Annotated in this window: 9 protein-coding genes and 1 pseudogene; 3 read left to right on the forward strand and 7 right to left on the reverse strand. The window is 73.2% G+C overall.

Annotated features, from left to right (window positions below; genetic code table 11):
* Positions 1-75 precede the first annotated feature (75 nt).
* From N5D62_RS00700 to N5D62_RS00715, 4 genes are all read right to left on the reverse strand, one after another.
* Positions 76-1,173, reverse strand: a complete 1,098-nt coding sequence (locus tag N5D62_RS00700; protein ID WP_279755604.1) for an HPP family protein — start codon at positions 1,171-1,173, stop codon at positions 76-78.
* A gap of 138 nt (positions 1,174-1,311) precedes the next feature.
* The gene (locus N5D62_RS00705) at positions 1,312-1,872 is read right to left on the reverse strand and encodes a chorismate lyase (RefSeq protein ID WP_279755405.1); all 561 of its coding nucleotides are present in this window, start codon (positions 1,870-1,872) and stop codon (positions 1,312-1,314) included.
* A 54-nt stretch (positions 1,873-1,926) separates the two neighbouring features.
* A complete protein-coding gene (gene proC / locus N5D62_RS00710) occupies positions 1,927-2,742 on the reverse strand; it encodes a pyrroline-5-carboxylate reductase (RefSeq protein ID WP_279755406.1) in 816 nt (271 codons plus the stop codon).
* Positions 2,743-2,783: 41 nt separating this feature from the next.
* Positions 2,784-4,394 carry a PLP-dependent aminotransferase family protein gene (locus N5D62_RS00715; protein ID WP_279755407.1) on the reverse strand — a complete coding sequence of 537 codons (1,611 nt, stop codon included), beginning with the start codon at positions 4,392-4,394 and terminating at the stop codon, positions 2,784-2,786.
* A 184-nt stretch (positions 4,395-4,578) separates the two neighbouring features.
* Here N5D62_RS00715 and N5D62_RS00720 point away from each other — a divergent pair, with 184 nt between their 5' ends.
* The gene (locus tag N5D62_RS00720) at positions 4,579-4,950 is read left to right on the forward strand and encodes a hypothetical protein (RefSeq protein WP_279755408.1); all 372 of its coding nucleotides are present in this window, start codon (positions 4,579-4,581) and stop codon (positions 4,948-4,950) included.
* A gap of 637 nt (positions 4,951-5,587) precedes the next feature.
* On the opposite strand, the pseudogene putA reads toward N5D62_RS00720, so the two are convergent.
* A pseudogene (putA, locus tag N5D62_RS00725) lies at positions 5,588-8,491 on the reverse strand (bifunctional proline dehydrogenase/L-glutamate gamma-semialdehyde dehydrogenase PutA); the annotation flags it as partial.
* Between the two features lie 114 nt (positions 8,492-8,605).
* Between putA and N5D62_RS00730 the strand changes: the two are divergent.
* Positions 8,606-9,076, forward strand: coding sequence for an Lrp/AsnC ligand binding domain-containing protein (locus N5D62_RS00730; RefSeq protein WP_279755409.1), 471 nt, complete (start codon positions 8,606-8,608; stop codon positions 9,074-9,076).
* A gap of 141 nt (positions 9,077-9,217) precedes the next feature.
* Complete coding sequence (locus N5D62_RS00735) at positions 9,218-9,574, forward strand: hypothetical protein (RefSeq protein ID WP_279755411.1); 357 nt, start codon at positions 9,218-9,220, stop codon at positions 9,572-9,574.
* A 32-nt stretch (positions 9,575-9,606) separates the two neighbouring features.
* On the opposite strand, the gene N5D62_RS00740 is transcribed toward N5D62_RS00735, so the two are convergent.
* Complete coding sequence (locus tag N5D62_RS00740; RefSeq protein WP_279755412.1) at positions 9,607-11,931, reverse strand: EAL domain-containing protein; 2,325 nt, start codon at positions 11,929-11,931, stop codon at positions 9,607-9,609.
* Positions 11,932-12,067: 136 nt separating this feature from the next.
* On the reverse strand, positions 12,068-14,128 hold the full coding sequence (locus N5D62_RS00745) for an NADPH-dependent 2,4-dienoyl-CoA reductase (RefSeq protein WP_279755414.1): 2,061 nt from the start codon (positions 14,126-14,128) through the stop codon (positions 12,068-12,070).

Raw genomic sequence — 14,128 nt, forward strand, 5'->3', positions numbered from 1 at the left:
AGGGGAACGGCCGGCCGCGCGCGGCCGGAGCCGGCGCAGCATAGCGAGCAAAGCTGAGCGGGACCTGTACGCGGCCTACAACCGCTCCATCCTCGCCAGCGCCGCCACCAGGTCCGACTGGGTCAGGATGCCCACCAGCCGGGCCTCGTCGCCGACGATCGGGATGTGGTGATGTCCGGTCGCCGCGAACATCGGCACCAGGTCCGCCAGCGGCCGCTCCGCGCTGGCCACCCGCACCTGCCGGCTCATGATCTGGCCGACCACCTCCGGCTTGTCGCTGTGCGTCCCCGGCGACCGCTGGATCAGCTGCCGCAGCCGCGCCGGCCAGTCCGCGTGCACGTCCAGCGACGCGCCCCGCATGAAGTCCGCCAGCGTCACGATGCCCACCACCCGCCGCGCCCGGTCCACCACCGGCAGCGCCTTGATGTGGTGCTCCCGCAGCAGCGACCAGGCCTCCTGCAGCGGCGTGCCCCACTCCGCCACCTTCACGTCGCGGGACATCACGTCCTCGCAGCGCAGCGTCGTCATCCGCCGGCGCGCCGCCAGCAGCCCCGCCTCGTCGACGATCGCCTGCAGGTCGTCGCGCGGGATGTCCAGCACCTGGTTGTAATGCGCCAGCACCGTCTCCAGGTCGGCGCCGCTGAAGGCCGTCGCCTCGCCCGCCGGGCCGCGCGCGGCCACCGCCGGCGCCGCGACCTGCGGGTGCGGGTACTTGCGGCCGGTCACCCCGTTGTAGGCCATGCCCGCCGCGACCATCAGCACCGAGTTCAACAGCACCGGATCGAGCGCGAAATGCCAGTCGTGCACGCCGCTGAGCACCATCAGCAGCGCCGCGGCGCCGCCGGGTGGATGCAGGCAGCGCAGCAGGAACATCAGCCCGATCGCGCCGCCGACGGCGATCGCCGCGGCCAGCTCCGGCACGCTGCCGAACAGGTGCACGCAGGCGACGCCGACCAGCGCCGAGGCCGTGTTGCCCATCACCACCGACCACGGCTGCGCCAGCGGGCTGGCCGGCACGCCGAACACCAGCACCGCGCTCGCGCCCAGCGGCGCGACCAGCCACGGCACGCCCGGCGCGTGGCGCGACAGCCACTCGGTCAGCACCGCCGTCAGCAACAGCCCGGCGATCGCGCCGGCCACCACGCGCAGCCGTTCGCGCGCGTCCACGCGCATCGGCGCCGGGCGCAGCGCCAGCAGCCAGCGCCGCAATCCCGCCGTCCACCGCGACGCGGCGGCGGGCTGCGGGGAAGGGGAGGAAGGACTCGGATCAGGCATGGGAACTCCGAAGGCGCCTGGCGCGCGCCGCCGCGGTCAGCGGCGCGGGCGCGACTTGCGCCGCAACGGCCCGGGATCGCGCAGCGCGACCTCGGGCACGAACATCTCCATCACCCGCAGCTGCTGGCCGTGCCGGGTGAAGACCGAATTGCGCGACCACTGCATCAGCGCCGGCGCCGCCTGGCCGGTCGCCGCCAGCCATTGGCGCTCCATCTGCCGGTGCGTCGCGCCATGGCGCGTCACGCGCCGCGGCTGGAGCTCGCTGCGCTGGATGCGGGGATCGTCGTACAGCAGGTGGCCGAGCGGCCGCGCGCCCAGCCCCTTCAGCGCCTTCCACGGGCCGGCCAGCGAGTGCCCGTGCACCGCCGAGCGCGCCCACACCAGCGGCACCCCGTCCACGCGCAGCAGCACCTCGCGCACCACCGTCAGCCCGCGCCGCGGCAGGCCCAGCGCGGCGCGCTCCTGCGGCCGCAGCGGCGCCACGCTCTGGCGCAGCACCTGCACCTCGTAGCGGCGGCCGGTCGCGGCCAGGCGCTTGCTCAGCGAGCCCGGCGCGCGCAGCCACGCGCGCAGACCCCAGCGGTCGGTGATCCCCATCGATCGGCAGTCGGTTGGCGTCGGAAGTCGAAGGTCGCGGACGGTCCCGGCGCCTCAGGCGCGGCCGAACTCGTCGCCCAGCTCGCCGGCGCGGCGGTGCGCGGCAGCCACCGCGCGCTCGATCGCCTCGCCGACGCCGTCGGCCTGCAGGCTGGTGATCGCGGCGTGCGTCGTGCCGCCCTTGGACGTGACCTTCTCGCGCAGCACCGTCGGCGACTCGCCCGACTGCGTGGCCAGCGCCGCCGCGCCGCCGCAGGTGGCCAGCGCGAGCTCGCGCGCCTTGGCCTCGTCCAGGCCCAGCGCGCGCGCCGCGGCGACCATGTGCTCGATCAGGAAGAAGAAATACGCCGGGCCCGAGCCCGACAGCGCGGTCACCGTGTCGAGGTCGCCCTCGCCGTCGACCCACACGGTCTGGCCGGTGGGCCGCAGCAGCCGCTCGACCAGCGCGCGGTCCTCGGCGGTGACGGCGGCGCTCGCATGCAGCCCGGTGATGCCCTGGCCGATCAGCGCCGGCGTGTTCGGCATGCCGCGCACGACGCGCGTCGCGCCGGTCGCGCGCGCGATCGCGTCGCCGCGCAGGCCCGCCATCACCGACAGCTGCAGCGCCGCGCCCGCATGCGGCGCCACCGGGGCGGCCGCTTCCTGGAACAGCTGCGGCTTGACCGCCCACACCACCGCCTGGGCGCGCGTCAACGACGCGTCGGCGGCGGCCAGCGGCCGGATCCCGAATTCCGCGGCGAGCCGCTCGCGCTGGGCCTCGAAGGGCTCGACCACCAGCAGGTCCTCGGCCGGATGCCCGGCCCGGCGCAGGCCGCCGACGATGGCGCTGGCCATGTTGCCGCCACCGATGAATGCGATGCAGGAATTCATGGGCCGGCAGTGTAGCCCTGGCCCCGCGGGCGACGGCGCGATCAGCGAGCGCGCAGCATCGACGCGCACAGCTCGCCCAGCACCGCGACGCCGCGCCGCTGGGCCTCGTCCATCGGGTTGCCGGCGTTGACGCGGATGAACCGGTCGAAGCGGTCCGAGTTCGAGTACATCAGCCCCGGCCCGATGCGCACGCCCTTCTCCAGCGCCGCGTCGAACAGCGCCAGCGAGGACAGCCCCTCGGGCAGCTCCACCCACAGGCTCGGGCCGCCGGGCGGCAGGCTCAGCCGCGTGCCCACGGGCAACTCGTCGGACAGCGCCTCCACCATCTGCTCGCGCTGCGTGGCGAGCCGGGCGCGCAGCGCGCGCAGGTGGCGCTCGATCTGCCCGCCGGCCAGGAACTCCGCCAGGATCGCCTGGCCGAGCATCTCGTTGGGCCGGCTCTGCGCGTACTTCAGGATCTCGACCCGCGGCTGCCAGCGCCCCGCCGCGATCCACCCGACCCGCATGCCCGGCGCCAGCGTCTTGTGCAGCGACGAGCAGAAGATCACCCGCCCCGTCGTGTCCCAGGACTTGATCGCGCGCTGCGGCGTGTCGCACAGCAGCGCGTAGGTGTCGTCCTCGATCAGCGCGAGGTCGCGCGCCTCGCATGCCGCCAGCAGCGCCTGCTTGGCCGCGTCCGGCATCACCGCGCCCAGCGGGTTCTGCAGGTTGGGCACCACCACCACCGCCTTGAGCCGCGGCTCGCGCGCGGCCGCCGCCTCGAGCGCCTCCACCGAGATCCCGGTGTGCGGACTGGTGGGGATCTCCAGCGCGCGCAGGTTCAGGCTCTCGAGCAGCTGCAGCAGGCCGTAGTAGGTCGGCGACTCCACCGCCACCGCGTCGCCCGGCGTCGTCACCGCCCGCAGCGCGACGCTGAGCGCCTCGGTGCAGCCATGCGTGATGACGAGCTGCGACGGATCGATCTGGATCTGCGCGTTCAGCGCCAGCCGCGACAGCGCCTGGCGCAGCGCGAGCAGGCCCTGCGGATCGGGCTGGGTGCCGAGGATCTCGGGACGGCGGCGCAGCAGCCGCTGGCCGTGCAGCGCCAGCGCGCGGGTCGGGTACAGCGACGGATGCGCGCAGGCGCCCGACAGGTTGATCTCGGCCTTGGCGGCGATGCCGCGCGTCAGGATGTCGGAGATCCGCTCATGCACACCGACGAAACGCGCCGGATCGGCCTGGGTCTGGCTCGGCTCGGCGGCCCGGGCCAGCCGCGTCGGGCGCGGCGCGCGGACGAAGTAGCCGGCGCGCTGGCGCGCCTGCAGCAGGCCCTGGCTTTCGAGCAGCCGGCAGGCCTGCAGCGCGGTGCTCAGGCTGACGCGGTGCAGCCCCATCAGCGTGCGCACCGACGGCATCCGGCTGCCCGGCGGCATCGTGCCGGCGGCGATGGCCTGGCGGTAATGCGCGGCGACCTGCGCGTACAGCGGGTCCGACGACATGCCGGCCGCGTGGGCCGCGCCGGAAGCAGTGCCGGACGCGGTGCCGGAAGCGACGCCGGTGGTGCCGGCATCGGCGGCGGTCGGGCCGGCGGCGACGGTTGCGGCGGTTGCGGCGGTTGCGCCGGGAGCAGCGGTCAAGGCGGGAGGCGCGGCCTGGCGCGCGGGCGTGTCCATGGCGGCGATTCTGCGCCCGCGTGCGCGCGAGGCACCGGAACAGCGGCGTGGCACTCGATACGGAACAGGCCGCGCGCGGGCGCTGTTCCGCAGAACAAATCGATCCGCTGTGCCTGTCGCGGCCGGGCGCCGGCCGGAACACTGGACGTCATCCCATCGAGGCGCCCATCGCGGGCGACACGCCATGTTCCTTTCCGCCGTCCTGAGGTCGCTGCCCATCCCCTGGCCCTGGCAGCAGGCGCGCGCCCGCGTGATGCGGCCGCCCTCGCCGTCGACGTACGAGCACGCGCTGGCCCCGGGTCAGTCGCTGATGCTCAAGCTTGCCCGCGGCACCGTGATGCATGTGCACGCGGGCGTGGTCGACGTCGAGGACGCGCCCTCGCTGTGGGCCGACCAATGCTGGCCGCGGGCGCGGCGCTTCCGCGCCGGTGAGGTCTGGGTCGTGCCGCGCACCGGCTGGTGGCGGCTCGACGGCCGGGTCTCGCGCGACCCGGCCGCGCGGGTCAGTGCACGCCCGCCAGCAGCGCGGCGTTCCCGCCAGCGGCCGCCGTATTGATCGTCAGCGTCTGCTCGGCGACCAGGCGGTAGAGCTGACGCGCATCGGCCAGCTCGACCATCGGCACGACCGGCAGGATCGCGCCGTCCCGGCCGGCCAGCGCGCGCTGCACCGGCACCTGCAGCGCCGCCGACGCGATCACGCCGGCCAGCTTCCCGGCGCGCAGCACCGCGCCGAGTTGGTCCGCCGGCAGCAGCTGCATCGCCGCGGCCGCCACGCCGCCGCGCATCAGCGCGGTACGCAGCTCCTGCGCCACGTCCCCGCCGCCGACGACCGCGACCGCGTTGCCGGCCACCAGCGCCGCGCCCAGGGCCCGCGCCAGTTCCTCCGGCGACGCGCCCTGCGCCAGCACCGCGATCACGCCGCGGCCATGCAGGCGCAGCTCGTTGCTCTCGCCGGTCGGGCCCGGCAGCGCCACGTCGACCAGCACGCGCCGCGCGGCCGCGCCCAGCGTCCGCCACGCCCCGCCGACACCCGGCGTCTGGCCGGCCGACGAGCGCTCCAGCGCCGTCGCCCGCTCGTCGACCGGGCGCTCGGCCCAGGCTTCATGCGCGGCGAACAGCGGCGACAGGTCGGCGCCCGCGCCGGTCGTCGCGACCGCCGAGGCCGCTGCCTCGGCGCCTGCCTCGACCTTCGGCTGCGCGACGAAGCGCAGCAGGTAGTGCGGACCGCCCGCCTTCGGGCCGGTGCCGGACATGCCCTCGCCGCCGAACGGCTGCACGCCGACGACCGCGCCGATGATGTTGCGGTTCACGTAGACGTTGCCGATGCGGGCTTCCGACGCCAGGCGCAGCGCGCGGCTGTCGATGCGGGTCTGGATGCCCAGCGTCAGGCCGTAGCCCAGCGCGTTGATCTCGCGCACGACGCCGTCGACGTCGCCGTTCCAGCGCACCACGTGCAGCACCGGGCCGAAGATCTCCTGCTTCAGCGACGCGATCGTCGGCAGCTCGACCGCCACCGGCGGCAGCAGGCGCGGGCAGCCGTCGGCCGGCACCGCCTCGGCGATCAGCGTGGCCTCGCGCTTGAGGCGCTGGACCTCGCGCGACACGCCGTCGAAGGCCTCGTCGTCGATCAGCGGGCCGACGTCGGTGGCCAGGTCCGCGGACTCGCCCACGCGCAGTTCCTTGACCGCGCCGCGCAGCATCTCGATGACGCCGTCGGCCACCGCCTCGTGCACCGCCAGCAGCCGCAGCGCCGAGCAACGCTGGCCCGCGCTGCGGAAGGCCGACTGCACGACCGCGTCGATGACCTGCTCCGGCAGCGCCGTCGAGTCCACGATCATCGCGTTCAGGCCGCCGGTCTCGGCGATCAGCGGCAGCGCCGCGGCGCCCGGCTTGGACGCCAGCTGGCGGTTGATGATCTGCGCCACCTGCGTCGAGCCGGTGAAGCACACGCCCGCCGTCTGCGGCGCGGCCACCAGGCGCGCGCCGACGGTCTCGCCGCGGCCGTGCAGCAGCTGCACCGCGTCCTGCGGCACGCCGGCGGCATGCAGCAGCTTCACGCATTCGGCGGCCACGGCCGGCGTCTGCTCGGCCGGCTTCGCGGCGACCGCGTTGCCCGCGGCCAGCGCCGCCACGACCTGGCCGGCGAAGATCGCCAGCGGGAAGTTCCACGGCGAGATGCACACGAACACGCCGCGGCCGTTCAGCGCGACGCCGTCGGCGGCCAGGCGCTCCGCCTCGTCGGCGTAGTAGCGCAGGAAGTCGATCGCTTCGCGGACCTCGCTGATCGCGTCGCCGAAGCTCTTGTAGGCCTCCTTGACCAGCAGCGCGCAGTAGCGCGGCAGCTGGTCCTGCAGCGCGTCGGCGGCGCGGCGCAGCACGGCGGCGCGCTCGGCCACCGGCGTCGCGTTCCAGCCGGCGAAGCCGCCCTGCAGCCGGGCCATCGCGGCGTCGACTTCATCGGTGGTCGCCTCGGACATCGCGGGCACGGTGCACTGGCTCAAGGCGTCCAGCAGCGGCCGGCGCTGTTCCGGCACCGCCAGGTCCAGGCCCGACGAGTTGTCGCGGCCCCGGCCCGCGGCGTCGCGGTACAGGTCGACCGGCAGCGGCAGCGCGGCGGCCGTCTGGATCTGCTCGAGCGGCGAGCCCAGCAGTTCCTCCGGCGCCACCGTCGGATCGGCCAGCTGGTGGACGAAGGACGAGTTGGCGCCGTTCTCCAGCAGGCGGCGGACCAGATAGGCCAGCAGGTCGCGGTGCTCGCCGACCGGCGCGTAGACGCGGCACGGGATCGAGCCGTCCTTCAGCACCTCGCGGTAGACGCCCTCGCCCATGCCGTGCAGGCGCTGCATCTCGAACTTGGCGCCCAGCGAGCGCGCCATCTGCAGGATCGCGGCGATCGTGCCGGCGTTGTGGCTCGCGAACTGCGGGTAGATCACGTCGTGGTGGCGCAGCAGCGCCTGCGCGCAGGCCAGGTACGAGACGTCGGTGTGCGGCTTGTGCGTGTAGACCGGGTAGCACGGCAGGCCCTGCTCCTGCGCGCGCTTGATCTCGCCGTCCCAGTAGGCGCCCTTGACCAGGCGGACCATGAAGCGCAGGCCGTGCTTGCGGGCGATCGCGGCGACCGCCTCGACGACGTCGCGGGCGCGCGTCTGGTACGCCTGCACCGCCAGGCCGAAGCCGCGCCACTGCGGGAAGTGCCGGGCGATGCGCTCGGCCAACGCCTCCAGCAGCTCCAGCGAGAGCTCGAGCCGGTCGACCTCCTCGGCGTCGATGGTCAGGTTGATGTTGGCCTGCGCGGCCTTCTCGACCAGCTGCCACACGCGCGGCAGCAGCTCGGCGTAGACGCGCTCGCGCTGCAGCACCTCGTAGCGCGAGAACAGCGCCGACAGCTTGATCGAGATGCCGTCGCTGCCTTCGGGCGACTCGGCCTTGCGGCCGGCGGCGATCGCGGCGATCGCGTTCAGGTAGGACGCCTGGTAGCGCTCGGCGTCGCGTTCGGTGCGGGCGCCCTCGCCCAGCATGTCGTAGGAGAAGCGCAGCTGCGCCTGCGCCTTGCGGGCCGCGTCGGCTTCCTTCATCGCCTCCTGGATGTTGCGGCCCAGCACGAACTGGCGGCCCAGCAGCTGGATCGCGCGCACCGTGGCGGCGACCACCGTCTGCGCGCCCAGGCGCTTCATCACGCCCGAGTCCGACTCCGCGTCGGGCAGGAACTTCTTGGACAGCGAGATCGCGCTCGCCGCCAGGCCGGCCAGCATCTTGTGCGGGCCGTCGGAGCCGCCGTCGAAATCGGCGCGGCCGAGCTGGTCGGCGGTCAGCGCGATGGCGGTCTCCGCGTCGGGCACGCGCAGCAGCGCCTCGGCCAGGCGCATCAGCGCCAGGCCCTCGGCGCTGGTGATCGGGTACTCGCGCAACAGCGACTCCATCGCCCAGAACGGCGCCGGGTTGGCGCGCACCTGCTGCACCCACGGGCGGGCCTGGCCGATCACCGCCGGCCAGTTCAGCGCGCGCAGCTCCTCGGCGAGCGCGCGCACCAGCGGCAGCTCCTCGCGGTAGGGGTCCGGCAGGCGGGAGGTTTCCGGCGGAAGGGCAAAGGCGGTCATGTCGTCCTCGAATGTTCGTGCCAGAGCCGATCCCCTAGCGAATGGAGCTAGTGTAGAAAAGGACGCCATGAATTACTCTCCAATCTTCGCCAGCTTGGCCGCACAAAATCCATCATGAGCACCCTAAAAGACCTGGACAAGATCGATCTGCAGATCCTGGGCCTGCTGCAGCAGGACGGGCGGCTGAGCAACCTGAAGCTGGCGGAGGCGGTGGCGATGTCGCCGACGGCGGTGCTGGAGCGGGTGCGGCGGCTCACGCGCGAGGAGTTCATCCTCGGCTACGAGGCGCGGCTGAACCCGGCCAAGCTGGGCGCGCAGATGCTGGTGTTCATCGAGATCCTGCTCGACCGCACGGTCCACGACGTCATGGACAACTTCCGCGCCGCGGTGCAGGCGCGGCCGGAGATCCTGGAGTGCCACCTGGTGGCGGGCGGCTTCGACTACCTGCTCAAGACGCGGGTGTCGGACATGACGGCCTACCGGGAGTTCATCGGCGAGGTGATCTGGACGCTGCCCGGCGTGCGCGAGACCCGGACCTACGCGGTGATGGAAGAGGTCAAGAGCACGACAGCGCTACCCCTATGACTTCCACACACCGCTGAGCGCCGCAAGGGAATTCAAGGGGGACATCTCCTCCCCCGCCAGCCCCTCCATCTGCGGGCTGCCGTACAGGCTCCGACAGGATCACCATGGAGTGCCTCTCCCCGAGATCCCGGAGTTCCACAAATGAAGTACCGGTCCTCCCAGTCCCAGCTCCCGCGCGCCGCGTCCAGGCCGCTCGCGGGCGGCGGCGGGCCTGACAGCCTGTATCCCAGCCACTACGGCGGCGACAGCCGGTTCAGCCACGGCGAGAGCCGCTTCTCGGACAACGGCAGCAGCTTCGGCGATTCCGACTTCGGCGCGGAGCCCTGTCCCCGGCGCGCGGTGGCCGGGCCGGTGGAAAGCTGGCACGACTCGAGCTACGTGCTGCGGCGCGGGCTCGAGGTCCGCGAGATCAGCGCCAAGGAATGGCGCCTGTGGGATGCCGAGCCGAATCCGCCGACCGCGCCGCGGCGGCGCACGAACGGTGACGGCAATGCGTGAGACGACGCGCGCCCGGCCGGGAGCGCGCGCGCTCAGGCCAGCTGCAGCCGCTTGGCCGGCGCGCGGCGCAGCGGTTCGGGCGGGGGCGTCAAGACGAAGTCCTCCGCCGGCATCGGGCGGCCGTAGTACCAGCCCTGGGCCCAGTCGCAGCCTTCGCGGCGCAGCCACTCGGCCTGCTCGATCGTCTCGACGCCTTCGGCCAGCACGTCGAGGTTGAGGCTGCGCGCCAGCACGATGACCGTGCGCGCGATCGCGGCGACGTTGGCGTCGCTGCTGAGTTCGTTGACGAAGCTGCGGTCGATCTTCAGCGTGCTCACCGGCATGCGCTTCAGGTAGGCCAGCGACGAATACCCGGTGCCGAAGTCGTCGATCGCGATCCGCACGCCGCGGTTGGAGATCCGCGTGAGCAGGCTGATCGCCTGCTCGGCGTCCTCGAGCAGCAGGCTCTCGGTCACCTCCAGCTCCAGCGCGCTGGGCGGGCAGCCGGTCTCGCCGAGGACGAAGTCCAGCGTCTCGATGAAGTCCGGCTGGCGCAGCTGCCGGGCCGACACGTTCACCGCGACCTGCTGCGGCTTGCCTTCCTGGCCCTGCCAGCGCGCTACCTGCGCGCAGGCCTGTTCCAGCACCCAGCGGCCGATCGGGATGATCAATCCGGTCTCTTCCGCCAGCGGGATGAAGTCGGCCGGCGAGATCGGTCCGCGCGTCGGATGGCGCCAGCGCAGCAGCGCCTCGGCGCCGATCAGCTGGCCGTCGCTCAGGCGCACCTGCGGCTGGTACTCGATGCGGAACTGCGCCGCCTCGTTGGCCTGGCGCAGCGCGTGCGTCAGCTCGAAGCGGTGCTGCACCGCCTGCGTCAGCTCCGGCCGGTAGGCCTGGACCGAGCCGCGGGCGTGCAGCTTCGCGCGCACCATCGCGACCTCGGCGTTGCGCAGCAGCTCGTCGACCTGCGTGCCGTCGGCCGGGAACAGCGCCAGCCCGATGCTGGCGCCGACATTGAAGCGGTGGTGGTCGATGACGACGGGTTCGTCCATCGCCTGGATCAGGCGGTCGCCCAGGCGCATCGCGGTTTCCTCGTCGACCAGGCCGGACAGCACGACGACGAATTCGTCCGCGCCCACCCGCGCCACCGAGTCGCTCAACCGCGTCACGTTGGCGAAGCGCGCCGCCGCGGTCAGCAGCACCTGGTCGCCGGCGGCATGGCCGGCGATGTCGTTGACGTCGCGGAAGCCGTCCAGGTCGATGTACAGCACCGCGACGCAGGTCTGCTCGCGCTGCGCGTTGGCCACCTGGCGCGAGATGCGGTCGCGCAGCAGCGCCGCGTTGGGCAGCCCGGTCAGGCTGTCGTGCAGCGACTGGTGCAGCAGCTCGGCCTCGGTCTGCTTGATGCGGGAGATGTCGGTCAGCACGCTGAGGTACTGCACCTGCTCCGGGTCGCCCGACGGCGACGGCACCTTCACGAAGGTCGCCCACATCGGGATCGACTCGCCGTTCTTGTGGCGCTCGGTGACCTCGCCGCTCCACTTGCCGCGCTCGTCGATGTCCAGCCACAGCTGGCGCAGCTTCTCGGGGTCCTGCTCGGCCTCGCGCAGCAGCAGCGGGCGCTTGCCCAGCAGCGTCTGGCGGTCATGGCCCACCATCGCCACCAGCGCCGGGTTGACGTCGACGATGCGCAGCTGGTGGTCGATGACCATGATGCCCTCGCCGCAGTGCTCGTACACGGTGGCGGCGCGGCGCGCGGCGTCGGTGGCCTGCTGCAGCTGGGTCACGTCGCGCGCGATGGCGACCTGGCCCAGGTACTGGTCGTCGTCGAAGACGCGGGCGCTGAGCACGTCCAGGCAGCGCGCCCCGTCGTTGCCGTCGCGCCAGGTCAGGCTGCGGCCGTCGGACTGGGTGTCGACCCAGCCCGGGGGATGGGGCAGGTCGGCGTCGCGGCGGCCGATCAGTTCCTGCTCGCTGAGCCCGACGGCGCGCTCGAAGGCCGGATTGCAGCCTTCGTAGGCGCCCTGGGCGTCCTTGAAATACATCGGGTCGGGGATCGCGTTGAGCAGCGCGCTGAGGCGGGCGCGTTCGCGGCGCACGCGCTTGAGCTCGTCGCGGCGGCGCGCCAGGCGGCCACGCTGCTGCAGGAACAGGCTGACCATCACGCCCAGCGTGAGCCCGCCGACGACGCAGCCCGCGCCGAGCCAGAACACCGTCGAGCCCGAATCGATCCAGGCCGGCAGGTGCACCATCGAGCGCGCCGTCGCCGAGGCCGCGCCGGACGCGGACGCGTCCGCCCATGCCGGCGCGCTCAGGCACGCGGGCAGCAGCGCGGACACGGCGAGGCGTCCCCAACGACGGTTCAGGCGAAGACGCATGGCTTGACCCAAGCTTCTCTTGTGATTTTTTAGGAGGGGCAACAGCTGGCCCCAGGTCGGCCGTCCGCGGGTGGCGGACGTTCCCGTTCGCTCGACCTTCGGAGTATCGACGGCGCGCTGAAGGCGCCGCTAGGGTTTACAGCGAGGCCGCCAGCCGGGTTCCCTGCAGGATTGCACGCTTTGCGTCCAATTCTTTGGCCTCGGCCGAACCGCCGATCAGGTGCACCGACCGGCCCGCCGCGCGCAGCGGCGCCTCGAGCTCGCGCAGCGGCTCCTGTCCCGTACACAGCACGATGGTGTCGCAGTCGATGCGCTCGGGATCGGCGCGGTCCTCGCCGTGGCTGATCCACAGGCCGTGCTCGTCGATGCGCTCGTACTGCACGCCGCCGACCATCCGCGTACCGTGCGTCTTCAGCGCGGCGCGGTGGATCCAGCCGGTGGTCTTGCCCAGGCCCGCGCCGAGCTTGCCGGCGCGGCGCTGCAGCAGCGTGACCTCGCGCGCGGCCGGCTCCGGCTGCGGGCGGGCCAGGCCGCCGCGCGTGTCGGCCGGATCGCCGACGCCCCAGTGCTTGCGCCAGGCCGGCGCGTCCAGCGCCAGCGAATGGCCCTGCTCCAGCAGGAACTCCGACACGTCGAAGCCGATGCCGCCGGCGCCGACGACGGCCACGCGCCGTCCCACCGGCTTCTCGCCGCGCAGCACCTCGAGGTAGGTCAAGACCTGGCCCCGCGCGACGCCCTCGGCCTGGCCGGGGATGCGCGGGTCGCGCGGCGTGACGCCGGTGGCGAGCAGCACCTCGTCGTAGTCCATCAGCTCCTCGGCGCCGACGCGGCGGCCCAGCCGAGGCACGACGCCCAGCAGCTCGAGCCGGCGCTTGAAGTAGCGCAGCGTCTCGTGGAACTCCTCCTTGCCGGGGATGCGCTTGGCCAGGTTGAACTGGCCGCCGATCTCCTGGGCCGCGTCGATCAGCGTGACCGCGTGGCCGCGCTCGGCCAGCGTGGTCGCGGCGGCCAGCCCGGCCGGTCCGGCGCCGACGACGGCGACGCGCTTGCGCCGCGCGCCCGCGGCCACCGGCACGATGCGCAGCAGCGTCTCGTGGCCGGCGCGCGGATTGACCAGGCAGGACGCGACCTCCTGCTTGAACACGTGGTCGAGGCAGGCCTGGTTGCAGGCGATGCAGGTGTTGATCTCGTCGGCGCGGCCCTCGGCGGCCTTGCGGACGAAGGCCGGGTCGGCCAGCAGCGGGCGCGCCATCGAGACCATGTCGGCCGAGCCGTCGGCCAGCACCGCCTCGGCGACCTCCGGCGTGTTGATGCGGTTGCTGGTGATCAGCGGCGTGTGGATGCCCTCGGCGCGCAGCTGCTCGCGCAGCTTCCTCGTGACCCAGGCGAAGCCGGCGCGCGGCACGCTGGTGGCGATCGTCGGGATGCGGGCTTCGTGCCAGCCGATGCCGGTGTTGATGATCGTGGCGCCGGCCTTGGAGACGGCGCGCGCGAGCTGCAGCACCTCGTCCCAGTTGGCGCCGTCGGGCACCAGGTCCAGCATCGACAGCCGGTAGATGACGATGAAGTCGGGGCCGACCGCCTCGCGCATGCGGGTCAGGATCTCGATGGGCAGGCGCATGCGGCGCGCGAAGTCGCCGCCCCAGGCGTCGTCGCGCCGGTTGGTCGCGGCGATCAGGAACTGGTTGATGAAGTAGCCCTCGGAGCCCATCACCTCGACGCCGTCGTAGCCGGCCTCGCGCGCCAGCACGGCGCAGCGGACGAAGGCGCGGATCTGGCGCTCGACACCGCGCGCGCTCAGCGCATGCGGCGTGAACGGCGAGATCGGCGACTTCAGCGCCGACGGCGCGACGTTGAACGGGTGGTAGCCGTAGCGGCCGGTGTGCAGGATCTGCAGCGCGATCTTGCCGCCCTCGGCATGCACGGCGCGGGTGATCGGCTGGTGGCGGCGCGCGGCGCCGCCGGTCATCAGCGTGCCGGCGAAGGGCTTGGCCCAGCCGGCGATGTTGGGCGCGTAGCCGCCGGTGACGATCAGGCCGACCTGGCCGCGGGCGCGTTCGGCGAAGTACTCGGCCAGGCGCTCGACGTGGCGGCGCGAGTCCTCCAGCCCGGTGTGCATGCTGCCCATGAGCACGCGGTTGCGCAGGGTGGTGAAGCCGAGATCCAGGGGCGACAGCAGCTGAGGGTAGGCATTCAT

This window comes from Mitsuaria sp. GD03876 (assembly GCF_029840635.1).
Classification (GTDB): Bacteria; Pseudomonadota; Gammaproteobacteria; order Burkholderiales; family Burkholderiaceae_C; genus Roseateles.